The organism is Pseudorhodoplanes sp. (genome assembly GCF_050250235.1).
Lineage (GTDB): Bacteria > Pseudomonadota > Alphaproteobacteria > Rhizobiales > Xanthobacteraceae > Pseudorhodoplanes.
Genome location: NZ_JBFWPA010000001.1, coordinates 1 through 23,841, shown reverse-complemented (window position 1 = coordinate 23,841; position 23,841 = coordinate 1). Strand labels below are relative to the sequence as shown.

23 protein-coding genes and 1 other RNA gene are annotated in these 23,841 nt (G+C 65.3%); 10 read left to right on the top strand and 14 right to left on the bottom strand.

What is annotated here, in order from left to right:
- Positions 1–133: 133 nt before the first annotated feature.
- From mraY to AB7F49_RS00090, 7 genes are all read right to left on the bottom strand, one after another.
- Positions 134–1,222 (bottom strand): phospho-N-acetylmuramoyl-pentapeptide-transferase, encoded by a 1,089-nt coding sequence (gene mraY, locus AB7F49_RS00120; RefSeq protein ID WP_428519454.1) that lies wholly within the window; start codon positions 1,220–1,222, stop codon positions 134–136.
- A 7-nt stretch (positions 1,223–1,229) separates the two neighbouring features.
- A complete protein-coding gene (locus AB7F49_RS00115) occupies positions 1,230–2,669 on the bottom strand; it encodes a UDP-N-acetylmuramoylalanyl-D-glutamyl-2,6-diaminopimelate--D-alanyl-D-alanine ligase (protein WP_428519038.1) in 1,440 nt (479 codons plus the stop codon).
- Positions 2,669–4,111: a UDP-N-acetylmuramoyl-L-alanyl-D-glutamate--2,6-diaminopimelate ligase gene (locus tag AB7F49_RS00110; RefSeq protein ID WP_428519035.1), complete on the bottom strand. Its 1,443-nt coding sequence runs from the start codon at positions 4,109–4,111 to the stop codon at positions 2,669–2,671. The genes AB7F49_RS00115 and AB7F49_RS00110 overlap by 1 nt, the downstream gene beginning before the upstream one ends.
- A gap of 197 nt (positions 4,112–4,308) precedes the next feature.
- Positions 4,309–6,048, bottom strand: a complete 1,740-nt coding sequence (locus tag AB7F49_RS00105) for a peptidoglycan D,D-transpeptidase FtsI family protein (RefSeq protein WP_428519033.1) — start codon at positions 6,046–6,048, stop codon at positions 4,309–4,311.
- Positions 6,045–6,425 carry a cell division protein FtsL gene (ftsL, locus tag AB7F49_RS00100; protein ID WP_428519031.1) on the bottom strand — a complete coding sequence of 127 codons (381 nt, stop codon included), beginning with the start codon at positions 6,423–6,425 and terminating at the stop codon, positions 6,045–6,047. The genes AB7F49_RS00105 and ftsL overlap by 4 nt, the downstream gene beginning before the upstream one ends.
- Entirely contained in the window at positions 6,422–7,453 is a 1,032-nt protein-coding gene (rsmH, locus tag AB7F49_RS00095; protein ID WP_428519452.1) for a 16S rRNA (cytosine(1402)-N(4))-methyltransferase RsmH, read from the bottom strand. Before rsmH ends, ftsL begins: the two co-directional genes overlap by 4 nt.
- Entirely contained in the window at positions 7,453–7,929 is a 477-nt protein-coding gene (locus AB7F49_RS00090; RefSeq protein ID WP_428519029.1) for a division/cell wall cluster transcriptional repressor MraZ, read from the bottom strand. Before AB7F49_RS00090 ends, rsmH begins: the two co-directional genes overlap by 1 nt.
- Before the next feature lie 379 nt (positions 7,930–8,308).
- Between AB7F49_RS00090 and AB7F49_RS00085 the strand changes: the two genes are divergently transcribed.
- The 6 genes from AB7F49_RS00085 (at position 8,309) to AB7F49_RS00060 (ending at position 12,146) form a co-directional block, all read left to right on the top strand.
- The gene (locus tag AB7F49_RS00085) at positions 8,309–8,875 is read left to right on the top strand and encodes a PRC-barrel domain-containing protein (RefSeq protein WP_428519027.1); all 567 of its coding nucleotides are present in this window, start codon (positions 8,309–8,311) and stop codon (positions 8,873–8,875) included.
- Positions 8,876–9,088: 213 nt separating this feature from the next.
- Positions 9,089–9,901: a peptidoglycan recognition protein family protein gene (locus tag AB7F49_RS00080; protein ID WP_428519025.1), complete on the top strand. Its 813-nt coding sequence runs from the start codon at positions 9,089–9,091 to the stop codon at positions 9,899–9,901.
- A 32-nt stretch (positions 9,902–9,933) separates the two neighbouring features.
- An RNA gene (rnpB, locus tag AB7F49_RS00075) (RNase P RNA component class A) lies at positions 9,934–10,363 on the top strand.
- Positions 10,364–10,472: 109 nt separating this feature from the next.
- A complete protein-coding gene (locus AB7F49_RS00070; RefSeq protein ID WP_428519023.1) occupies positions 10,473–10,727 on the top strand; it encodes a type II toxin-antitoxin system Phd/YefM family antitoxin in 255 nt (84 codons plus the stop codon).
- Complete coding sequence (locus AB7F49_RS00065; RefSeq protein ID WP_428519021.1) at positions 10,724–11,137, top strand: type II toxin-antitoxin system VapC family toxin; 414 nt, start codon at positions 10,724–10,726, stop codon at positions 11,135–11,137. Before AB7F49_RS00070 ends, AB7F49_RS00065 begins: the two co-directional genes overlap by 4 nt.
- A 118-nt stretch (positions 11,138–11,255) precedes the next feature.
- Positions 11,256–12,146, top strand: a complete 891-nt coding sequence (locus AB7F49_RS00060; protein WP_428519019.1) for a DMT family transporter — start codon at positions 11,256–11,258, stop codon at positions 12,144–12,146.
- 3 nt (positions 12,147–12,149) lie between these two features.
- Here the strand turns inward: AB7F49_RS00060 and AB7F49_RS00055 are convergent, their stop codons facing one another.
- Positions 12,150–14,390: a DUF3604 domain-containing protein gene (locus AB7F49_RS00055; RefSeq protein WP_428519017.1), complete on the bottom strand. Its 2,241-nt coding sequence runs from the start codon at positions 14,388–14,390 to the stop codon at positions 12,150–12,152.
- A 112-nt stretch (positions 14,391–14,502) separates the two neighbouring features.
- Here AB7F49_RS00055 and AB7F49_RS00050 point away from each other — a divergent pair, with 112 nt between their 5' ends.
- Together AB7F49_RS00050 and AB7F49_RS00045 are read left to right on the top strand one after the other, a co-directional pair.
- Entirely contained in the window at positions 14,503–15,300 is a 798-nt protein-coding gene (locus AB7F49_RS00050; RefSeq protein ID WP_428519015.1) for a GntR family transcriptional regulator, read from the top strand.
- 62 nt (positions 15,301–15,362) lie between these two features.
- A complete protein-coding gene (locus tag AB7F49_RS00045) occupies positions 15,363–16,328 on the top strand; it encodes a Bug family tripartite tricarboxylate transporter substrate binding protein (protein ID WP_428519013.1) in 966 nt (321 codons plus the stop codon).
- A gap of 3 nt (positions 16,329–16,331) precedes the next feature.
- Here the strand turns inward: AB7F49_RS00045 and AB7F49_RS00040 are convergent, their stop codons facing one another.
- The 5 genes from AB7F49_RS00040 to AB7F49_RS00020 all read right to left on the bottom strand — a co-directional run bounded on the left by AB7F49_RS00040 (position 16,332) and on the right by AB7F49_RS00020 (position 20,595).
- Positions 16,332–17,372, bottom strand: coding sequence for a Rieske 2Fe-2S domain-containing protein (locus AB7F49_RS00040; protein WP_428519011.1), 1,041 nt, complete (start codon positions 17,370–17,372; stop codon positions 16,332–16,334).
- A gap of 39 nt (positions 17,373–17,411) precedes the next feature.
- Positions 17,412–17,612 (bottom strand): hypothetical protein, encoded by a 201-nt coding sequence (locus tag AB7F49_RS00035; RefSeq protein ID WP_428519009.1) that lies wholly within the window; start codon positions 17,610–17,612, stop codon positions 17,412–17,414.
- A gap of 96 nt (positions 17,613–17,708) precedes the next feature.
- Positions 17,709–19,013 carry a TRAP transporter large permease gene (locus tag AB7F49_RS00030; RefSeq protein ID WP_428519007.1) on the bottom strand — a complete coding sequence of 435 codons (1,305 nt, stop codon included), beginning with the start codon at positions 19,011–19,013 and terminating at the stop codon, positions 17,709–17,711.
- Positions 19,013–19,570, bottom strand: coding sequence for a TRAP transporter small permease (locus AB7F49_RS00025; RefSeq protein ID WP_428519005.1), 558 nt, complete (start codon positions 19,568–19,570; stop codon positions 19,013–19,015). Before AB7F49_RS00025 ends, AB7F49_RS00030 begins: the two co-directional genes overlap by 1 nt.
- Positions 19,571–19,620: 50 nt before the next feature.
- Positions 19,621–20,595, bottom strand: a complete 975-nt coding sequence (locus AB7F49_RS00020; protein ID WP_428519004.1) for a TRAP transporter substrate-binding protein — start codon at positions 20,593–20,595, stop codon at positions 19,621–19,623.
- Between the two features lie 209 nt (positions 20,596–20,804).
- Here AB7F49_RS00020 and AB7F49_RS00015 point away from each other — a divergent pair, with 209 nt between their 5' ends.
- Positions 20,805–22,307 carry an inorganic phosphate transporter gene (locus AB7F49_RS00015; protein ID WP_428519002.1) on the top strand — a complete coding sequence of 501 codons (1,503 nt, stop codon included), beginning with the start codon at positions 20,805–20,807 and terminating at the stop codon, positions 22,305–22,307.
- Here AB7F49_RS00015 and AB7F49_RS00010 read toward each other — a convergent pair.
- Complete coding sequence (locus AB7F49_RS00010) at positions 22,277–22,789, bottom strand: NUDIX hydrolase (protein ID WP_428519000.1); 513 nt, start codon at positions 22,787–22,789, stop codon at positions 22,277–22,279. The two genes, AB7F49_RS00015 and AB7F49_RS00010, sit on opposite strands and share 31 nt — an antisense overlap.
- A gap of 140 nt (positions 22,790–22,929) precedes the next feature.
- Between AB7F49_RS00010 and AB7F49_RS00005 the strand changes: the two genes are divergently transcribed.
- The coding region (locus AB7F49_RS00005) for a hydantoinase/oxoprolinase N-terminal domain-containing protein (RefSeq protein WP_428518998.1) at positions 22,930–23,841 on the top strand (912 nt) is incomplete at its 3' end.

The following is a 23,841-nucleotide window of genomic DNA, read 5'->3' as shown; positions in this document are numbered from 1 at the left end:
GGGGGTAAGCGGCAAGCACCGGCGTTGGGGCTTACCCCCCTCCCGACCGCCCCCGCTCGCGCTTTGGCGGTCGACCTCCCCCGCAAGGGGGGAGGTGAAGACCGAGCGTGCGGCGAGGACGGCGCAAAGAAAATCATCGCAGCTTCAAGGTCGACAGCCCGATCAACGCCAGCATGATCGAAATGATCCAGAACCGGATCACGATCTGCGGCTCGGTCCAGCCCTTCTGCTCGTAGTGATGATGGATCGGCGCCATGCGAAACACGCGCTTTCCGAACAGCCGGAAAGACAATACCTGCACGATCACCGACACCGCCTCCAGCACGAACAGCCCGCCGATGATCGCCAGCGCAACCTCGTGCTTGGTCGCGACCGCGACCGTGCCGATCAGCCCGCCGAGCGCCAGCGAGCCGGTGTCGCCCATGAAGATCGAGGCCGGCGGCGCGTTGTACCACAGAAAGCCGATCCCCGCCCCGATCACCGCGCCACACAGCACCGCGAGTTCGCCGGTGCCGGCGACATAATGAATCTGCAGATAGTCCGCGAACAGCGCGTTGCCGGCGAGATAGGAGATCATGCCGAAGCTGAGGGCTGCGATGATCACCGGCACGATCGCGAGGCCGTCGAGACCGTCGGTGAGATTCACCGCATTGCCGGCGCCGACGATGATGAAGGCACCGAACACGATGAAAAACCAGCCGAGATCGACGATCAGGTCCTTGAAGAACGGAAAGGCCAGCGAGGTCGCGAAGGCGGGCCGGCCGAGTTGCGAGATCGCAAGACAGGCCAGCACCGCGACGATGGTTTCGGCGGTGATGCGCAGCTTGCCGGAGAACGCCGTATAGGCCTGCTGCTTCGTCACCTTCAGATAATCGTCATAGAAGCCGATCATCCCGAATGCGACCGTGACGCCGAGCACGATCCAGACATAGGGATTGTAGACATTGGCCCACAGAATGGTGGAAACCGTGACCGCGAAGATGATCATCAGCCCGCCCATCGTCGGCGTGCCGATCTTGCTCTTGAGATGCGATTGCGGCCCGTCCTCGCGGATCGGCTGGCCGCGGCCCTGCGCGGCACGCAGCCAGTCGATGATCGGCGAACCGGCGATGAACATGAACAATGCCGCCGTCATCAATGCGCCGCCGGTGCGAAAGGTGATGTAGCGGAAAATGTTGAAGGCCGGGAATGTGTCGGAATAGTCGGCAAGCCAGGTGAGCATGCGGCGGTCAACCTTGCGCTGCATCCATCGCCGCACCGGGCGCAAATTTGCGCTGAAGCGCCTTGACGATGGGTGTCATTCTCGAGCCGAAGGAGCCCTTGATCATGATGGCGTCGCCGCCCGAGACCGCGTCGAGCACCTGCGGTTCGAGGGCCATGGAGTCGTCTGCATAGCCGCCCCGGCGGTTCGAGGGAAGCGCCTCCCACAGATTTCGCATGCCGGGACCGGCGCAGAACACCAGATCGACGGCATGATCCACGATCGGACCCGCAAGGCCGCGGTGCAATGCCCCCGATTGTTCGCCCAGTTCGAGCATGTCGCCCAGCACCGCGATGCGCCGCCCGCGTGGCCCGGGTTCGGCCTGCCCGAGAAGTGCGATCGCGGCGGCCATGGATACCGGATTGGCGTTGTAGCTCTCGTCGATCAGCAGCGCCCGGCCGCCGCGCACATCGAGCACGATGCGGGTCCCGCGCCCGCTGGCGGGCTGCAGATCGGCCAGAGCAATGGCGGAGAGCGCGAGGTCGGCGCCTGCCAGTTTCGCGGCCGCCAGCACGGCCAGCGAATTCATCACCAGGTGCTTTCCGGGAGCGCCGAGCTTGTAGGTCACGTCGTTGCCGAGAATGCCGGCCTGCACCGTGGAAAAATCCGGCTGCAGCACGCATTTGATCATCCGCGCCTCGGCGTCCGCCTGTTCGCCGAAAGACACGATGCGCGACACGCGCATATCGCGCGCGCGACCGGCGAGACGGGCGAACTGCGCATTGTCGCGATTGAGGATCGCGATGCCACCTTCGACGAGACCTTCGAATATCTCGGCCTTGGCATCGGCGATGGCCTCGACGGATGAAAAATATTCCAGATGCACCGGCGCAATCGTGGTGATGATGGCGATGTCCGGCTGGACCATTCGCGACAACGGTCCGATTTCGCCGGCGTGGTTCATGCCGAGTTCGAAGACCGCAAAGCGTGCCTGCGCGGGACAGCGCGCAAGCGACAGCGGAACGCCCCAGTGATTGTTGTAGGACGCGGCAGATGCATGGGTCTCGCCCTCCCGCGCAAGCACCAGACGCAGCGCTTCCTTGGTCGAGGTCTTGCCCACGGAGCCGGTTACGGCGATGACCTTGCCGGCAAAGCGTGCCCGCGCCGCGCGCGCGAGATCGCGCAACCCTTCCAGCACATCATCAACCACCAGCAGCGGCGCATCGGCCGGAAGCGTGTCGCGCTTTGCACTGGACACCACGGCAAGGCCGGCGCCCGCTCCAAGCGCGGCCTCGACGAAATCGTGACCGTCGCGGTTGTCGCCTGCAATCGCGAAAAAGGCGTCGCCAGCGCCAAGCGTGCGGCTGTCGATGGAAATGCCTTCGATCGAAGCGGGCAATGCACCCCCGCGGCCGGCCCGCATCGCCGCGGCCATCGCATCGACGGTCCACAACGCTTTCTCGCTCATCACTTCCGTCCCCCCAATGCTGTTGCGACCGCGTCGTGATCGCTGAACGGCAAGTTCCGGTCGCCAACGATCTGGCCCGTTTCGTGGCCTTTGCCCGCGATCACCAGGACGTCACCGTTCTCAAGCCCGGCGATCGCGCGCCGGATCGCCTCTCCGCGATCGGGAATTTCAAGCGCGCCGGGTGCGGCCTTCAGGATTTCGGCGCGAATCGCAGCCGGATCCTCGTTGCGCGGATTGTCGTCGGTGACGATCACGCGCTCGGCCTTTTCGGCTGCGATGGCGCCCATCATCGGCCGCTTGCCGGCATCGCGGTTTCCGCCGCAGCCGAACAGCACGACCAGCCGCCGTCTCACATAGGGACGCAGCGCTTCAAGCGTCTTGGCCAGCGCATCCGGCTTATGGGCGTAGTCGATGAAAATCGGCGCGCTACCGTGGCGGCCGACAAATTCCAGACGGCCCTTGGCGCCTTCGAGGTCTTCCATGGCTTCGAACACCGCATCCGGCGGCGTACCGGTGACAATGGCAAGGCCCGCGGCAACCAGCGCGTTCTCGATCTGGAACTCGCCAACCAGCGGCAGATGCAATTCGTGTCGCCGCTGGTCGAATTGCAGCGTGATCTTTTGCGCATAACCGTCGAGCCGGCTCTTCACGACATGAAGATCGTCGCCGTCCCTTCCGACCGTGAACACGCGCAATTTCCGTTTGGCGGCCGCTTCGATCACGTGGCGCGCCTCTGCATGATCCGCGGCAATGACCGCAGCGCCACCGGGCGCGATGAGGTCCTCGAACAGGCGGAGCTTGGCACGCAGATAGGATTCGAGATCGGGATGGTAATCGAGATGATCGCGGCTGAGATTGGTGAAACCGCCGGCCGCAACGCGCACGCCGTCAAGCCGGTACTGGTCCAGACCGTGCGAGGAAGCTTCCATGACAAGATGCGTCACGCCTTCACCCACCAGTTGATCGAGCGTGCGATGCAACGCCACCGGATCGGGCGTGGTCAGCGATCCGTATGTCTCGCCGCTGGGCGATACCACGCCGATGGTGCCGATGCTTGCGGCGGCATAACCCGTGCTCTGCCAAATCTGACGGGTGAAGGCTGCAACCGAGGTCTTGCCGCTGGTGCCGGTGATCGCCGCGATCGTGTGCGGCTGGCGGGGATGAAGTCTGGCCGCCGCGAGCGACAGCGCGCGCCGTGCATTGGGAACCGCAATCACCGGGATTCCCGCCGCGACATCGGTTCGCTCGGCGACGATCGCCGCGGCGCCCATTTTTGCGGCGTTTTCCGCGAAACGCAGTCCGTCGGCCTTGGCTCCTGCGATCGCGACAAACAGATCGCCCGGACGGAGCGTGCGGCTGTCGGCTGCGATGCCGGAGATTTCGATGGCACCGAGCACGGGATCGATGGTGGCGAGACCGGAAAGGATTTCGGAGAGCTTCATCGCCGCGATGTTTCATGCCCCGGCCGGTGGGGCAAGGGGTCAGAAAAAGAAACAAGGCATGTGTCCCGGCCTTCCTGTGGCAAGACCTTCCTGTGACAAGACCTTCCTGTGACACGGCGTGGACGGCCGGCGCCCATGCCGGGCTCCCGCCGCACCCGTGCCGCGTGCCGCAATCGTCATGGAAAGGGCGAAGCCGCCTATCGCGCCCGCGCCGACGCGGTCGCCGCGAGAATCTGCCTGTCCGCTGTCGGCAGATCGAAGCGCGGTTCAATCCCCAGCATCGGTGCGATCCTGGCGATCACATTGGCGGCCGTGGGCGCGGCGTTCCAGCCCGAGGTGGCATAGCCCTTGGTCTCGGCCAGTGGCTGCGGTTCGTCCAGCATGATGAGAACGAGATAGCGTGGCTTGTCGGCCGGCAGCACGGCGGTGAAGCTGGTCAAGAGCTTCGACTTGGAATAGCGCCCGTTGATCACCTTCTCGGAGGTACCGGTCTTGCCGCCGACATAGAACCCCCTGACCTCGGCACGGCTGGCGGAACCTTTCTCCGCATTGAGCCGCATCAGATAGCGCATGCGCTCGGATGTTTCCGGCTTCACCACCTGGCGCGCCAGCTTCGCTGCCTCCGCTTCGCTGCGCTTGAGGAAGGTCGGCGGAATGAGCCTGCCGCCATTCATCAGCGCCCCGATCCCCATGACCGCCTGCAGCGGAGCGACCGACAAACCGTGTCCGAATGCGATCGTGACCGTGTTGATTTCACCCCAGCGCTTTGGAACCAGCGGCTCGGCGCTTTCGGGAATTTCGGTCCGCAGCCGGTCGAGCTGGCCCATCTTCTTCAGGAAGGCCTTGTGATGCTCGACGCCGAGCCCGAGCGCCATCCGCGCCGTGCCGATATTCGACGAATAGGTGAACACCTCCGGCAGCGTCAGCACGCGGCGTTGCGCGTGGAAATCGTTGATCCGAAACCGGCCATATTGCAGCGGCGCCCGCGCATCGAGCGACGAGCCGAGCGTGAACTTGCCGGAATCGAGCGCCATCGCCAGCGTCAGCGCCTTGAAGGTCGAGCCCATCTCATAGACGCCGGTGGTCAGGCGGTTGATCCGGTCCTTGTCGAGCGCCTCGCGCGGGTCATTGGGGTCGTAATCGGGCACCGACACCATCGCGACGATTTCCCCGGTATTGACGTCGGTGACCAGACCGGCGGCCGCCTTGGCCTTGAATTTCTGACGCGCAGTGAGGAGCTCGCTTCGCATCGCATGCTGCACGCGCAGATCGACCGCAAGCTCGACCGGCTTCTGCTGGCGGTCATTGGCAAATCCGAGCGAATGCAGGTCGGCCAGCCCGCTGCGGTCGAGCCATTTCTCGATGCCGGCGATGCCCTGATTGTCGATATTCACGTGTCCGATCAGATGAGACACCGAGGCGCCGTTCGGATAGACCCGCTTGTTCTCGGCGCGGAAACCGATGCCGGGAAGCCCCAGCCTGTGAATCTGCTCGCGCTGCGCTTTTGTGATCTCGCGCTTGAGCCAGACAAAGCCCTTCTTCGAAGACAGCCGTTCCCGCAATTCGGTGGCATCGAGATCGGGCATCGTCGCGGTCAGCAATTCCACCGCCTCGTCGACGTCGATGATCCGGCGCGGCTCGCCGAACAGGGAGGGCATGCGCACGTCGGTCGCCAGAACCTCGCCGTTGCGGTCAAGGATGTCGGGACGCGCGGTCGCGACGATGTCGCCGCCGCCGCGCCTGAAATTCTGGCCGTCGGAGGTCGCGGCGAGGTAGACGAGCCGCCCGGAAATGACCGCATACAGGCAGGCGAAGGCCACGATCACGAGCCCCACCCGGGCCCGGCTCTTGACCTCCCGGTCGACGCCCTGGCCGTAGAGCAACCGCTGGATCAGCCGCCGTGCGGGCGCGGCACCTGGTTGCGACGCCTGCGTCATTGGCCGCTCCGCGCGGCGACGGAACCGGTTGACATGGAATCGCCGTCACCGATCAATGCGGCGATCGGATCGGAAGGAGGCTCCGGCTGCGGCGGTTTTTTCCGCTCGGGCAGAGCAGCGAGCCGGTCGATCTGAAGCGCGTCGAGCGATTTCAGCGACAGGTGGCGCTGCGCGAGTTCCTGGATGCGGGCGGGAGAGTCGAGCCTGGCCCATTCCGCGCGCAGCGCGGCGATCGCGTCGCGTTCGCGCCGGATCTCGCCGCGCACCCTGGACAGCTGTTCGGCCTGCATCGTGGCCTCGAACTTGATGTCATAGACATAGGCCGCCGCCAGGATCAGCGCGACAATGACAAAGAGATGCAGGACGCGCATGCTCATCGGCCGCTCATCGCCTCTGCAAGGGTTGGAACGCCGCGCACGATGTCGTCCGGCCCGTCAGCGCGGGAAGGCACGGCATTGCGCTCGGCGGCGCGCAGCTTCGCGGAACGGGCGCGCGGATTTGCGGCCATCTCGTCTTCGCCCGGCAGGACCGGCTTTTTCGTCAGCAGCGTGAAGGTCGGCTGCGGGCCGCGCGCTTCGGGCGCGTGACGCGAACCGGAGACCGGCCGGCTGCGCCCGGCGAGGAAGGTCTTGACGATACGGTCTTCCAGCGAATGAAACGACACCACCACCAGCCGCCCGCCGGGCCTCAAAATGCGCTCGGCCGCGGCGAGGGCGTCCAAAAGTTCGGTGAGCTCCTCGTTGATGAAGATGCGCAGCGCCTGGAAAGTCCGGGTGGCGGGATGGATCTGGCCCGGCCGGGCGTGGACCACCCGCTCGACGATCGCCGACAATTGCCGCGTGGTGGTGATGGCGGCCTCGTCACGGGCGCGGACGATGGCGCGCGCCACCGGCCGGGCGAAGCGTTCCTCGCCGAGCCGCGCGATGATGGCTGCGAGATCGCGCTCCGAGACCATCGCGATCAGGTCGGCCGCGCTTGGGCCAGTGCCGCTCATGCGCATGTCGAGCGGGCCATCGAGACGGAAGGAGAACCCGCGTCCGGCCTCGTCGAGCTGCATCGACGACACGCCGACATCGAGCACGACGCCATCGACGGCGTCATGGCCTGCGCTTTCGGCCACGGCGTCGAGACCGGAAAAACGGTCCTCGACCAGCGTCAGGCGCCCGCCCGCGCTGGCAGCCAGCGCGGCGCCGCGCGCAATCGCGCTCGGGTCGCGGTCGATGCCGATGACCCGGCAATCCGCCGCGCCGAGGATCGCGCGGCTATAGCCGCCGGCACCGAAGGTCCCGTCGACATAGATGCCGCCATCGCGGACGCTGAGAAAGCGCAGCACCTCGGAGGCGAGCACGGGAATGTGCCGGACCAGTCCGCCATCGACAGCGTTTCCGCCGTCGCGGTCCGTCATCATTCCCGTGCCCCTTGCGGGTTCGCCGCACGCTCGGAGCCAAGCCGCTTGCGCAGCGCACGCATCGTTCCGGTGGCCTCGGAAAGACGTGCGCTGAAGCGGTCGGGCGCCCAGATCTGAAATTTGTGACCAAGTCCCACGAACGCGACCGCATCCATGATCCCGGCATGGTCCTTCAGGTGGTCGGTGAGTACGATACGGCCCTCCCCGTCGATCCTGAGGGTCTCGCTGGTCCCGTAGAGCGCTGTGGCGAACTGCTCGCGCTCGTCCGAAAACGGCGGAAAGCCCGCGATCAGTCCCTCGATTTCCGCGATCAAACTGCGTCCGCCGGCCTCCACCGCCGGCCGGTCGGGTGCCGGGCAGCAGAACAGCCCTTCCGCCCCCTCGCGCGCCAGCACCGCACGAAAGGAGGCGGGCACCGAGACGCGCCCCTTGGCGTCCAGCCGCAGAATGAAATGGGAAAAGAATCTGTCCACGGACGGTTCCCGATTCGGGTCGTTCGGACCATCCCTGCGGCCCGCAGCACCAGACTGGGATGATTTGGGCTATCATGGGACAAGATGGGCGTCAATGGAACCGGGCGCGCAATGCGCCCGCGCATTCAGCCCGCTTAAGCTTAAGGAAGGTTAAAGCCGGACGCGAAAGCCGCGACCACGGCGCCTGTCGCCGGTTCCCTCAGAGCAGCCATGCCGGGGCTGCCGGCGGCCGGGCTGGTGGCGAGAGGCAAAGGAACGCCGGTTCTTAGCATGCGTTGTGTGGTCAGCACGCTTTCGCGCAAGCCTGCGCGAAAAGCGGATGACGCGAAAACGCGGATGTCATCCGGGCCCATGTAATCTGGATAGAAGGAGGCGACGCATGTTGAAGACAATCATGATCACGACTGCCCTGGGCGGGCTGATGCTCGGAGGCGCCGTGGCGCAAACCACCCAGCCGGTTTCGCCCGGCGTGAAGGAAGCCGAGCGTCAGGCCAATTCGAGCCCCTCGGCAGGCGATGCCAAATTCATCAATGCGCAGGGTTCCGACCAATGGCTGTCGTCGAGCTTCATCGGCGTGGATGTGGTCGGTCCCGACAACGAGAAGATCGGCGACGTGGCCGATATCCTGTTCCAGAAGGACGGCAGCGTGGTCGGCTATGTGGTCGGCGTCGGCGGCTTCCTCGGCATCGGTGCGAAGAATGTCGCACTCGCACCGTCCTCCTTCCAGGTGGTGCCGGCCAACCCGGAGCGGGCCACGACCGGGTCCGCGTCAACCGCGGCGAACGCCGACGACATCAAGCTGAAGCTGAGCATGACCAAGGATCAGCTGAAGCAGGCGGCGTCCTTTGAATCGAAGCGCGAGCAGGAGGCGAAAGCGCGTTCGGCGGAGCGCCCCGCTCCCGGCGGCGGCATGACCCGTCCGCAACCCGGTAGCGCAACCAGATAGCGCGACCAAGTTTGCGCAACCCAGGCAGCGCGAAGCGGCCGGCCGATGTCTCGGCCGGCCGTTTTCATGCGCGACGTGGCCGATATGCAACTGGCGCCGCGCATCGTGCGCTGTCGCTTGTGACATGGCCGGACGCGACAATATAGTCGCCACAACAGGGTCGCGACATCGTCGCGTCGCTGGCTCCAGACGCTTGCAGTCCAAGACCTTGCAATGACCCCTTTCGAACCGGACACCATGCTCGTACACGAGGTGGTGCCCTCCCCGAACCATGGTCCGCGCGCCGGCGACCGGCTGCCGGACATGATCCTGCTTCACTACACCGGCATGCCCGATTCCAGTCAGGCGCTGGCCCGGCTGTGTTCGCCCGACAGCGAGGTGTCCTGCCACTATTTCATTACGGAAGACGGGCGCATCATCCAATGCGTGCCGGAGGTGCTGCGCGCATGGCATGCGGGAGAAGGCAGCTGGTCCGGCGAAACCGACGTCAACTCATGCTCGATCGGTATCGAATTGGCCAATCCCGGGCACGAGCACGGCTATCCGGATTTCCCGAAACGGCAGATTGCCGCGGTCACCGCCTTGTGCCGCGCCATCATGCGGCGGCGCTATGTCCGGCCCGAACGGGTTCTGGCGCATTCCGACACGGCACCTTCGCGCAAGCAGGATCCCGGCGAAAAGTTTCCCTGGATGATTCTGCACCGCGCCGGAGTCGGACAATGGGTCAATCCCGCGCCGATCGTTTCCGGACCAAGCTTCGAGTTCGGCGACAGCGGCAATGCCATCAAGAGCTTCCAGACCGCGCTGCGCGACTACGGCTACGGCATCCCGGTCGATGGCAATTTCGATCAGGCGACGCGCGATGTGGTGACCGCGTTCCAGCGGCATTTCCGGCCCGCCTTGTGCGACGGCAGGTTCGATTCCTCGACATTCGTCACGCTGCGATCCCTCTTCGACGCGGCGAGAATCACGCGGACACCGCAGGCCGGCTCGGCGGCTGACGCATCGTCCGCAACGCAGGCTTGACGGCGGCGCCATTCATCCCCACCACACGGGTGTCAGTCGGCCGGACGGCCGCTCCGCCAAAATCCTGAAAGGGTGACCCCGAAAGGGCGGCGGGGAGGAAAGTCCGGGCTCCACGGACGAACGGTGCCGGATAACGTCCGGCGGGGGCAACCCCAGGGAAAGTGCCACAGAAAAGCAGACCGCCTGCTTTCCGTCCCGCTCGCGGGAACGGAAAGCAGGCAAGGGTGAAACGGTGCGGCAAGAGCGCACCGCGTTTCCGGCAACGGAAGCGGCACGGTAAACCCCACCGGGAGCAAGACCGAATAGGAGCGGTGCTGGGCCATGTCCCGGGGTCCGTCCGGACCAGCCGCTCGGGTAGGTTGCTTGAGGCGCCGGGTAACCGGCGTCCCAGACGAATGGCCGTCACGTCCGCCGCATCAGTGGCGGGCCATACAGAACCCGGCTTACAGGCTGGCTGACGCTTACGAAGAGGGTCCGGCGCGGAAACGCTCCGGGCCCTCGCCACATCGCCCCCGGACTTGAAAATTACTCGCCCGCGAATAAGCTAGATCGTCAGCTAGCTGGTAATGACATGGTCGAGATTGGCGCCTTTGAGGCGAAGAACAAGCTGTCCGAGTTACTGGATCGGGTAGAGCGCGGCGAGCGGATCGTCATCACCCGCCGTGGGCGAGCGGTGGCCGAACTTGGTCCGGTCGTTGTCAGCGAAGAGCGCCGTCAGCGAGCGCGCGAAGCCATGACGCGCATGCGCGAACGCGCGAAGGCCGCCAAGTTAGGCCCGTTCGATTGGACCGAATGGAAATCCTACCGTGATGAAGGGCGGGAATGAGTCTGGTGCTCGATGCCTCCATCGCGCTGGCATGGGCGCTGCCGGACGAAGACAGCGCGCTTGCGCAGCATGTGTTCGAGATTATTGAAGGCGACGGAGGCTGGGTCCCCGACATCTGGCGGCTGGAAGTCGCCAACGGTCTTCAGATTGGCGTCCGGCGCGGCCGCATTGACATCGGCCTGCGTGGCGGCATCCTCGCTGATCTCGCTGACTTTCCGGTCCGCGTCGATGGCGAGACTGATCGACATGCGTGGGGCGGGACGCTCACACTCGCCAGCCGCCTTGACCTTACACTCTACGACGCCTGCTATCTTGAACTCGCGCTGCGCCGCCACTTGCCTCTGGCGACGCTCGACCGCAATCTCCGCGACGCCGCGGCAAAGGCAGGCGTCGGCGTGATCGACGCGTAGGCATCGGCCGCAACGGCGTCGCGCGCATGGTTCGGGTGCGGGGATTGCACTGGATGTCGATCGCACGCGCCAATACTTTGCGCGCGCTTCACTCCGTTCGGATCCTCCCCCTTTCCAGATGTTCGCCAACCGCCAGAATCTCGGCCTGCTGCTCGGCGTGCTGGGCGTGATGGTGTTCGCCGGCAGCCTGCCGGCGTCACGCATCGCGGTGACCGAGGTCGATGCGTATTTCCTGACCGCGATGCGCGCGACGCTGGCGGGTCTTGGCGGGCTTGTGATGCTCGCGCTGACGCGCCGAAAGCTGCCGCCACGCCAGGCGTGGTGGCCGCTCGTCGCCTGCGCATTCACCATCGTGCTCGGGTTTCCGCTTCTGTCCGCGCTGGCAATGGTGACGGTCCCGTCATCGCAGGGCGGCGTCATTCTCGGCATCATGCCGCTGATGACGACGGCCGCGGCGGCGGCAATCGAGGGCGAGCGGCCAAGCACGGGATTCTGGATCGCCGCCGTCATTGGTTCGGCGCTGGTGATGGGCTTCGCGCTCCATCGCAGCGGCGGCTACACGCTGTCGGCGGGCGATCTGCTGCTGCTGGCCGCCGTGATTTGCGGCGGTGTCGGCTACACCTATTCCGGCCGCCTGGCAGGGCTGATGCCGGGATGGGAAGTGATTTCCTGGGCGGTGGCGATTTCGCTCCCGATCTCGCTTCTTGCCCTGATTCTGACATGGCCGGCGGATGCCGGCGCCATCTCGGCGCGAGTCTGGACCGCGATCCTCTATGCCGGGCTGATGGCTCAGTTTTTCGGCTTCTTCCTCTGGAATGCGGCGATGGGCATGGCCGGCATTTCCCGCATCGGCCAGATCGGCTTGCTGCAACCGTTCTTCGTGGTGCTGATCGCGGCCCTGTTCGCGCGCGAGCCGATTGACCCGCTGACGATCCTGTTCGCCACGGCAGTCGTGGTGACGGTCGCCATCGGCACGCGGATGCGCGTCGGCCGCCCCCGCCCGCAATGAGGCTCACGCCACCAGATAGATCGGACTCGACCAGGCCTGGTTGCCGTCGGATTGCGTGACCCGAATGTAAACCGGCAGGTCGGCGCCGCCGGGAAAGGTCACCTCATGCGTGAGCGAGACATGCCGGCTCCAGTCGTCGTCGGGCAGCCGGTAAATCATGAGCTTGCGTCCGAGGCCGCCGCCATCGAACACCAACGGCTCGGCGCCGAGCGCTGCCAGATCGACGCTGCCCGAAACGACATTGGTGTCGACACGCAGCGTTCCGGTCTCCGCCTCATCGAGCCACAGATCGAGGCCCGCGATATTGCCGGTCGTCACCGACGTCCAGGTGAGCGCGCGGCCGGGCTCGGTCTCCTCCACCTTGCGTTCCGGGTTGAGGAAATTGACCGGCGCGAAACGCGCGATGCGGTTGCCGTCGAGCGACAATTCGCCCTGCCAGATCGTCTCCCGCCCGCGCCCGCGATATTCCGCGCCTTCCCAGCGCACGCGGATGCGACGGCCGAGATCGGCCGCCGCATAGGGAAGGACGCTTGCGGCGACGACCTTGCCATGCAGCACATCCACCCGTTCGATCGGCGCGGCGCCGATGATCTCGGCGGTGAGCGTCATCGGCGTCGGGCCCGGCGCAACGATGTCGCCCATCGCCGCCTCGGTCGCAGCGCGCGTCTGCGCCGGACCGAGCTTCGGATCGTCCGAGTACACGGTCACCGGCGAAGCGAAATGCGCACGCACATCCATGAACAGGCGCGGGCCGGTGGTGCCGTAGTGACGCCGCTTGCGCAAGGCGTCGAACAGCGCGTCGCGCGACAGTCCCGGCATCAGATAGCAGGTCAGTCCACCGAGCGCGCCGAAGGTCGAGGCGCCGGGCCGCGTCGCGCCGGGCCGGCCCTTGTGGTCGTCGCTGTGGCATACCACGCCGACGCGATAACCGCTGTCGAAGGCGTCGTGCAGGATCCATTCGAAGGTGCCCCAGCTCGAATGCACTTCGACCGAACGTTCCAGCTTGCCGTCATGCGCGAAAGTAATGTCCGCGTAACGCCCGCCGACATGGGCGATCACCACCGCATCCTCGTCGCGGATGGCATCGAACAGGTCATGCGCGGTGTGGCACGCCTCGGTGCTGGTTTCGCCGATGGTGAGGATATGCGACGAGCGGTGGATCGGCCGTCCCTCGCGCCGGTAGAAGATGTTGCGGTCGCCACCCATGCCGGTATTGCCCGACCATTCGTAACCCGGCACGCACACGAATTTCCCCGGCCGGTCGAACGATGCGGTGAGGCGGTTGAGTTCGGCCCAGAACGCATCGGTGATCTGGAAGTCGTTGCCCTGATGCCCGACGATATCGACGAAGGCCCTGTCGCGGGCATAGCGGAAATAGCTTTCCGCCGGATTGGTGCCGACGGTCTCGCCGCTCTGGGCGTGCAGGTCACCCCAATAGCGCCGCAGTGGTGCCTCGCTGACCACGCGGATCGGATTGGCGCGCGCGAGTTCCGTGCCGCTGGCATCGCACAATCGCAGCGCAAGATCGCCTTGCGCTTCCGCGATCAGGTTGTCGATCACCAGCGGACCGTCGTCCGCCTTTGCATCGATGTGTTCCGGCAAATTCCGCACCGGCAGCGATGCGGCCAGCTTCAGCCGCCGCTCGCCAAATGTCGCCGGATTGCCCCACATGTCTTCCGCGACGATCGCCAGGCGAAACGGCTCGCCAGCGACCACGAGCGAGGGCGCGATCGCTTTCCAGCTCGCGGGGGGACCGGCGATCAGCTCGAATGCGGGCGATGATGGCAGTTCGGTGAATTCGTAAGTCGCGAATGCATCGACATAGGTCTTCAGTTCGAATTTTTCCTCACAATTGGTCTGCAGCCGGATGCCCGGCGATCCCTGCCGGCGATCGCCGAAGCGCACAACGATGACGTCGCCCTTGCGCAGATAGCCGCGTCCGACGCGGATCAGCAGCGTGTTCACCCAGGGCCGCACATTCAGCCGCTCGAACCAGTATTCGAGCTTGGCGCCATTGCTGGCCTCGACGCTGGTGTAGTTCGGCGCCGAAGGGTCGCGGAATTGAGGCTTGGCCATGTCCGAGGTGGTGCGCCAGGAGATTTTCAGCATGCCGGTGTCGTCGATGCCGAAGGTGCCCGCGGTATAGGTCAGCGTCAGTTCGGCACAGGACCCCGCGACCTGCGGACCGGCCGGGCTGAGGACCGCGGTACCCATATGTTCGGGCAGATAATCGGCAAAAGGCATGAGGATCACCGCGGACCATGGCGTCGAAATCGGCGCACCGCCCACCGGATGCGCTTGATAAGATGTTATAGGACGACTTAGACTGGCGGCAACGTCAGAATGGAGCCGTCCCTTGCGTCCCGGACCGTCCAGACCGAGCGTCGCGCTGAATCGCGGGAGCCCCGAGCCACTCTACCGTCAGCTCGCGGCGCAGCTGGAATCCGCCATTCGCGAAGGGGCGCTGCGGCCGGGCGACCGGATCGAGTCCGAAGCCGCACTGAGCGCGCATTATGGCGTCAGCCGCATCACGTTGCGGCAGGCGGTCGAGGACCTCGTGCGCAAGCAATTGCTGGTGCGCAAGCAGGGCAAGGGCACGTTCGTGACGACGCTCCCGGTTCGTCACGATCTCAGCCGCCGGCACGGCTTGCTGGCCTCGCTGTTCGCGCAGGCCGACGACGCCAGCGCACAGCTGCTGCGCTACGGGCTGATCAGGCCGCCGGCCGATGTCGCAACGTCGATGGGCCTGAAGCCGGGCGAACCCGCGCTCGCGGTCGACCGCCTCTACATGATCGGCGGCAAGCCGGTGGTGCTGGCATTCGGCTGGCTGGCGCGGGCTGCCGCGAAGATTCCGCGCGCCAAGGCGCAGCTGATCGCAACCGCGGACATGATGCGCGAGGCAGGGCTAGAGGTCGCCTCCTCGCATGTCACGCTGCGGGCGCAATCGGCCGGACACGCCATCGGAAAATTGCTGCAGGTATCGGCGCGCACGCCCCTCCTCCTGCTGCAGCGCAGGACCACCGGGCCGGACGGCGCGATCAATGAATTCGGCCGCATCTATTTCTGCTCGGATCGCTACGAAATCGTGCTCTCGCATCACGAGGCCGGACTGTTCGGCATCCAGCAGGTGCAAGCGCATGCGCAAGCGAAGTGACGTGACGTGACGTGACGTGACGTGACGATGTGAATTTTGCCGGTTCGAGGGGAGTAAGTCCGATGATGATGATCCGTCTCTGCACGATAGTGATCGCCGCCATGCTTGCGTCCGCACCGCCGGCGCAGGCGCAAGCCTACCCGACCAAGCCGATCCACGTGATCGTGCCGTTCGCCGCGGGCGGATCCACCGATGTCGCCGCCCGGCTCATCGGCCAGCATCTGTCGAAGGCGTTCGGCCAGCAGGTGGTGATCGAGAACCGCACCGGCGCCAACGGCAATGTCGGCACCGAGGCCGCGGCCAAGGCGGAGCCGGACGGCTATACGCTACTGGTCGCTCCGGACTCGGTCGCCGCCAATCCGCATGTCTACAAGGTGTCCTATGACGCGCTGAAGGACTTCGTTCCGGTCATCCAGCTTTCGGTGCAACCGATCGTGATGGCGGCGCATCCCGATCTCGGCGCCAAGACCGTCGCCGAGCTCATCGCACTGGCCAAGAAGCAGCCGGGCATCCGCTTCGCCACCGGCAGCGGCATCGGTTCGGCGCAGCACATGGCGACCGCGTGGTTCGCGCAGATCGCCGGCATCGACCTGACGCAGGTGCCCTATCGCGGCGGTGGCCAGGCGATCAACGATCTGATCGCGGGGCATATCACGCTCGGCACGCTCGGCTCGACGCCGCTGATTCCGCATTACAAGGCGGGCAAGCTGCTGATGCTGGCGCAGACCACGGCGACGCGCTCCAAGAGCCTGCCGGACGTGCCGACCTTCCAGGAAGCCGGCATCAAGGGGCTGGTGATGGATCAGTGGCTCGGGGTGTTCGTACCGGCCGGAACGCCGCCGGACATCGTCAGGAAGCTCAACGCCGAGATCAATCTCGCGCTGAAGGACAAGGCGCTGCTCGACAATTTCGACAAGTCGGCGCTCGAAGTGGTCGGCGGCAGTTCCGAACAATTCGCCAGCCGCGTGCGCGAGGACTTTTCAAAATACCAGAAGATCGCCAAGGACCTCAACATCAAGGCGCAGTAGGGATCACTCCGCCGCCTGACGCGCCTGCTGCTCCTCCTCGTGCAGACGCGAGAGAATGCGGCGCGCCTGGATGCCGCCGGCGTCGGCATGGATGTCGACCTGCGACTGCGTGGTGTCGCTGTCGATCACGCGCTGCTGCGCCTCGAACACCTCCTTGTCCTCGAGAAAGGCGATCTTGACCTGCTCGAAGATCATGTCGGTGAGTTTCTCGTTCTTCACATCGAAATCGTGCGCCTGCGCCCAGAAATAATGGGAGGTCGTTTCGGTTTCCGGCGTGATCGCATTCAGGTTGCGCATGTTGATGCCGCCTATGAACTGACCTTCCGGCGCGCCGGTGCCGGTCGGCGTCGCGCCGACCGACAGCCGCAGATAGGCCGGCGGCAGGAAGTCGATGAACTGCCAGCGGTCGACATTGGTGGTGAAACCGCCGGCCTTGACGTAGGTCGGCGGCGCCGGCTTGTCGATCATCCAGCGCGTCACCAATACGCCGTCCGGCGTGCGCTTGACGCGAACTTCGGCATTCTCCGCGACGGCCGCATTGCCGATGGTGGATTCATGCACGAAGGCGAGATGGGTGAGATCGAGCAGGTTGTCGACGATCAGCTGCCAGTTCGCCCTGACGTGGATATAGGTGCCCTTGGCGCCCCAGTCGGGTGAATCGAGATAGTGATAATCGGGGATGGTCGCAGGATCGGCCTGCGCCGGATCGCCCATCCACACCCAGATCCAGCGATGGCGCTCGGCCACTGGATACGCCTTCACCTTCGCGGTCTCTGGAATCGATTCCTGCCCAGGGATCCGCACGCATTTGCCGGAGCGATCGAAGCGCAGCCCGTGATAGTGGCATTGCAGCAGATTGCCTTCGACCACCTTGCCCATCGACAGCGGCACGCGGCGGTGCGGGCACTTGTCTTCCAGCGCAATCGCCTTGCCTTCGGCGTCCCGAAACAGCACCACCGGCTCGTTCAGGATGGTGCGCCCGACCGGCCTGTCGCCAAGCTCGTGGTTCCAGGCGGCGACGTACCAATAGTTCTTCAGGAACATCGACGGGTCTCCTCTCCTGTGGCACGTCTTGGTGCACGCCTACAACATTTCCTTGATCGCCTTGATCACACGGCGGTCCACGCTGATCAGATCGCTGCCGGGCGGAACCTTGAAATGTGCACGCTCGTCCTCCGAGACCGAGCGGCCCTGCAGCAGCACGCGGCCATCCGAGGTCAGATAGATCGACGGCGCGTCGTCCTGCGCGTCATCCTGCCAGACCAGTTCCACACGGAAATGCAAGCAGTTCTCCCTCGCAGCAGGCTTGAATTGTCCAGAGTGAGTATACCCCAACCGCCATCCTTTGAAGTGCGAAAGAAACACGCCCGCTGGCAGAGCTCACCGGTCGAACATGGTCGACGGCAGCCACAGCGCGATCTGCGGGAATGTCGCGAGCAGCGCAACCGCGACGCACATCAGCACGAAGAACGGCGCGGTGTGGCGCGCGATGGTGAAGATGTTGCGGCCGGTGAGGCTCTGCAGAACATAGAGGTTGAACCCGACCGGCGGCGTGATCTGCGCCATCTCGACCACCAGCACGACATAGATGCCGAACCAGATCAGGTCGAAGCCCGCTCTTTCCACCAGCGGGATGATGATCGAGGTGGTGAGCACCACCATCGAGATGCCGTCGAGGAAGCAGCCCAGCAGGATGTAGAAGGCCGTCAGCGCGGTCAGCAATTGCCACTGCGTCAGACCGAGCCCGGAAATCCACTCGGCGAGATTGCGCGGGATGCCGGTGAACCCCATCGCGGTCGTGAGGAAGGCCGCACCCGCGAGGATGAAGGCGATCATGCAGCTGGTGCGGGTCGCGCCAAGCAGCGCCGCCGAGAAATTCTCGCGTGTCAGCGATCCCATCCACCATGACAGGATGAGCGCGAGTGCGACGCCGACCACGGCGGCTTCGGTTGCCGACGCAAGTCCGCCATAGATCGAGCCGATCACGCCCGCGATCAACAGCGTGACCGGGATCAGCCGCCGCGACGCCGCGATCCGCCGCATGAACGACATCGGCAATTCCGCCGCAGGCATGTGCTGCTTGTTGAACAGCGCCCACAACGCGATGAAGCCCATGAACAAGACGATCAGCATGATTCCCGGCACCACGCCGGCGATGAACAGCCGCGCGATCGACTGGTCGGTCGCGGTGGCGTAGACGATCATGATGATGGATGGCGGGATCAGCAGCCCGAGCGTGCCGGACCCCGCCAGCGTGCCGATCGCCAGTCCCTCGTCGTAGCCGCGCCGCTTCAGTTCCGGCAGCGAGATGCGTCCGATGGTGGCGCAGGTTGCAGCCGACGAGCCGGAGACCGCGGCGAAGATGCCGCAGCCAACGACATTCACATGCAGCAGGCGGCCGGGCAGCCGCTGCATCCAAGGCGCCAGCGCTTCGAACATGTCGTCGGACAGCTTGGTGCGGAACAGGATTTCGCCCATCCAGATGAACATCGGCAGCGCGGTCAGGTCCCAGGAATTGGAGGCCTGCCACATCGAGGCTGCGAGCGCCTGACCCGGCGGCGTCGAGACCGTCATCGCCATCGCGACAAAGCCTATCGCGGCCAGCGCAAGCGCGATCCAGATTCCGGACGCGAGCAGCACGAGCAGGAGCGAAATCAGAACCAGTGAGAGTTCGACGACGCCCATCACTCCGCCTTCCCGAGCGTGATCGCATCCTCGTTCGCCTGAAAGCTCGGCCCACCCGTGCGTCGTACCGTCAGGAATTCATCGATCAGGGCGATGGTGAGGATGATGGCGCCCAAGGCCATTGCGGTCTGCGGAATCGCGAGCGGAAAGCGCACAACGCCGGGAGAGACTTCATCATACTGGAACGACACATAGGCGAAGGTCGCGAGCTGCCAGGCGATATAGCCGGAGAACATCGCGGCGGCGCCGAAGGTCCACAATTCGAGCCCGTAGCGGAGACGCGGCGGAAGCACCTGCATCAGCATGGTGATACGGATATGGGCGCCGGCTTTGAGCGTCCCCGCGAGCGCGAGAAAGCTCGCGGCGGCGAGCAGCGAGCCGGACAATTCCGCAAGCGAGAGGATCACGATGCCGACCGGCTCGGCGCCCAGAAGGCGCAGCGATCCGTCGATCAGGCGCCCGCCAAGCTGGGCGCCGACCAGAAGTGCGATCGACACCAGGCACGCCGCCGAGAGCCACAGGGCGACTGCGTAAAGCCGGTCGAGTGCCGCGCGCATGGCGCAAACATCGCTCGGCGCTCCGCCATCGAGCGGAGCGCCGCAGCCGCTTATTTCTTGAAATCCTGGAGCATCTTCTGACCGTCCGGACCGGCCTTGGCCGCCCATTCGGTGGCGATGGTCTCGCCGATCTTCGTCAGGCCGGCCTTCAGCTCGGCGCTTGGCGGCATGACGACGATCTTGGCATCCTGCAGCGCCTTGGTCTTGATCGCCATTTCCTCCTGCGAGGCTTTCCAGCCGCGATCTTCCGCGACCTTGGCGGCGTCGAGCAGAGCCTTCTGCTCGTTCGGCTTCAGCTTGTCGAACGCCGCCTTGTTGACGAACACGATATTGCGCGGCAGCCAAGCCTGGGTATCGATGTAATGCGTCAGGTAATCCTGCGCCTTGGTGTCAACGCCGGTCGAGGCCGAGGTGATCATGACATCGACGCGGCCGGTGGCGAAGGCGGTCGGCAGATCCGGAACCTCGATCTGGGTCGGGATTGCGCCGGCGAGCGAGGCGATGCGGCCGATGGTCGGGTTATAGGTGCGGAATTTCACGCCCTTCAGGTCGTTGACCGAATTGATCTCGCGCTTGGCGTAGAGTCCCTGAGGCGGCCACGGCACCGCGTAAAGCAGCATCAGGCCTTCCGAGGCGAGCTGCTTTTCCAGATAGGGCTTCTGCACGTCGTAGAGCTTCTTGGCCGCGTCATAACCGGTAGCGAGGAACGGCAGCGAGTCCGCCGCATAGACCGGAGCTTCATTGCCGGCGAGCGATTGCAGAATCTCGCCGATCGGCGCCGTCCCCTGCCGGACCGAACGCTTGATCTCCGGATGCTTGAACAGCGAGCCTGCGGAATGGATCTTGATCTTCAGTGACCCGCCGGTCGCCTTGTCCACATCCGCGGCAAACTGCGCGGCGTTGCGGGTGTGGAAATTGCCGTCCGGATAGGGGGTCGGCATATCCCATGAGGTCTGGGCCTGCCCTGCGCCGGCCATTGCGACGGAAAGCAGGGCGACAGCAACCACGCGCGTCCACGACATCATCTGACTCTCCTGAAAGCAGCCGGCATCAACCCGGTAGCAACAATGCAAGCATCGCGCCTAAAGCTGCCGCCTTGCAAGGGGGGCTGCCGGCTCGCGCCTGCGACACTGAACATTGCCACATTTCAACAGGTTCCGTGCAGTGCCGCATGTCTTTTTGCCCCGGGCATGCTAACCGCGTGCCGTCACCGTCCGGAAGGGTGCGGATACCATTGGCCAAGAGCGTACTGGACAAGGACCTGAAAAAGGTCGTCCGGATCGAACACGCGACGCAGGACCTCACCCGTTCGCTGACCACGCCGGGACTCCTGATCCTGTTCCTGATGGGGACGGTGGCGCTGGCCAGCCTCTCCATCGCCGACGGTCCGCTCAGCTATCTGGTCGTGATCGCAGCCCTGATCGCCGCCTATATGGCGCTCGGCGTCGGTGCCAACGACGTCGCCAACAATATGGGTCCGGCGGTCGGCAGCCGCGCCCTGACCATGACCAGCGCGCTCGTCATCGCGGCGATCTGCGAGGCCGCGGGCGCGCTGATCGCCGGAGGCGACGTCGTGCGCACCATATCCCGCGACCTGCTGCGGCCGGATGCGAATCTGCCGCCCCTGAATTTCGTGCTGGTGATGTCGGCGGCCCTGCTCGCCGCGGCGGCATGGATCCATCTTGCGACGTTTCTGGGTGCGCCCGTTTCCACAACCCATTCGGTGATCGGCGGGGTGATGGGCGCGGGCGTTGCCGCAGCCGGGATCAACATGGTGGTCTGGCCGGTGATGGGCGCGATCGCCGCCAGCTGGGTGATCTCGCCGGTGATGGGCGGCCTGATCGCGGCTGCCCTGCTCGGCTTCATCAAATGGGGCATCCTGTTTCGCACCGACAAGGTCACGGCGGCACGCCGCTGGGTGCCGCACATCATCGCGCTGATGGCGGGCGTGTTCGCCATGTATCTGATCACCAAGGGCCTGAGCCGGGTCTGGAAGCCGCCATTCTACGCGACGGCCGGTTTAGGCATCGCCGCCTTTGCCGCCGGATATTTCGCGGCGCGACCCTGGGTGAACCGGCGGGCGCATCGCATGGACAACCGCCGCAAGGACGTCAGCGCATTGTTCACCCTGCCGCTGATCTGCTCCGCGGCCCTTCTGTCTTTCGCGCATGGCGCCAACGACGTGGCCAATGCCGTCGGGCCGCTGGCCGCGATCGTCTCGACCGCCACCACCGGCGTGACGTCGCCGGACAATGTCCAATTGCCGTTCTGGGTGCTGCTGATCGGCGCGATCGGCATCGCCGTCGGTCTGGCGCTGTTCGGGCCGAAACTGATCCGCACCGTCGGCGAGAAGATCACCAAGATGGACGCGATCCGCGCTTTTTGCGTCGCGCTGGCGGCGGCCATCACGGTCCTGGTCGCATCGGCTTTCGGGATGCCGATCTCCTCGACCCATACCGCGATCGGGGCGATTTTCGGCGTCGGCTATCTGCGCGAATTCCTGACCAACAAGGGCGTCCCCAATCCGGCGGTGCGGCCGCGCTCGCTGTTCCTGGAGCCCTCGCGGCTCAACAGGACGCCGGAACAGGCCCTGACCAATTACCGCAAGCGCGAGAAACGAAAGCTGGTGCGCCGCCAGCATGTGATCGGGATCGCCGCCGCCTGGGTCATCAGCGTTCCGGCGACGGCCATGCTGGCCGGCGTCCTCTATGCCGTGATGGCGGCCTTCTCCGGCTGAGCGGCCTGCAGCGCGCGGGCATGGACGCGCGACGCCATCTCCACAAGCTGGGGATCCGACAACAGCCGCCGGGCTTCGGCGAGTATCACCCAATGGCGGTGCCGGCTGTCCTTTTCCGGCCATTCCTCGAGCTGCCGAACGACCCGCAACGGAAACATCCGCACTTCGATCGGGGCGGTCCGCAGGCTGCCCTTCAGCCCCCGATGGATCCCGATCGGCAGCGTATCCACTTCGCCCTCGACGCCTGCTTCCTCGAACGCTTCGCGCGCGGCCACCTGCCAGAGCTGATAACCTTTGATCGGCGCGCCCTTCGGAAAGATCCAGCGGCCGGTGCCACGCGAGGTGATGAGCAGGAATACCGGCGTGCCGCGGACGATCGTGTAGGGAATGGCGCCGGCCTGCAATGCCGGCTCGATGCCGTGGTGGCCGAGCCGCATGCCGATCCATTCTCGAATGCGTCGCGTCAGCGCCAATGCGGTCATCTCCCTGCGTCGATCATGCCTTGCGCCAGTTTGCATCAACCGTCAAACACCGCACCGCCGAATTTGTTCGCATCCGGGTTGCGACGATGCAGCCCATACGAGCATGATGCCCCGCCTCCCTTCGCTCCCGACATGGCCGCATGACCCGCAACAGCACCCGTTCTTCACCCGAATCCTGGGATTTCTGGATCGACCGTGGCGGCACCTTCACCGATGTGGTCGGGCGAAGGCCCGACGGTCATCTGGTCGCGCACAAGCTGCTGTCGGAAAATCCCGAGGCCTATCGCGACGCTGCGGTGCAGGGCATCCGCGAGTTGCTCGGTTTGGAACCTGGCCAGCCGATCCCGCCGGGGCGGATCGGCGCGGTGAAGATGGGAACGACGGTCGCGACCAACGCGCTGCTCGAGCGCAAGGGCGACCGTACGCTGCTGATCACCACCAAAGGATTCCGGGACGCCTTGCGCATCGGCTATCAGGCACGGCCGAAAATCTTCGCCAGGGAGATCATCAAGCCGGACATGCTGTTCGAGCGGGTGATCGAGGTTGCCGAACGCGTTCGCGCCGACGGCACGGTGGAGCAGGCGCCCGATCTGGCGGCGCTCGAGCCGGAGCTGCAGCGCGCCCATGACGACGGCATCCGCGCCGCCGCGATCGTGTTCATGCATGCCTATCGCTATCCCGAGCATGAGAAGCAAGTCGCGGAGCTGGCGCGGCGAATCTTCCCGCAGGTCTCGGTCAGCTACGAAGTCTCGCCACTGATCAAGCTGGTCGGCCGCGGCGACACCACGGTGGTGGATGCGTATCTGTCGCCGATCCTGCGGCGCTATGTGGAACAGGTGGCAGGTGAGTTGGAGTCTGGCGCTTCTCCCCTCCCCCCGCGAAGCGGTGGGGAGGGGTCGGGGGTGGGGGGCGCCTCACCATCGGATATCCTCGTCGACACCCCCCACCCCAACCCACCCCACCATGCGGCGCATGGGGGGAGGGAGCGCAGCCGAGCAAGCGGAGTAGTCAGCAATCCCCGCCTCTTGTTCAGGATGTCGTCCGGCGGACTG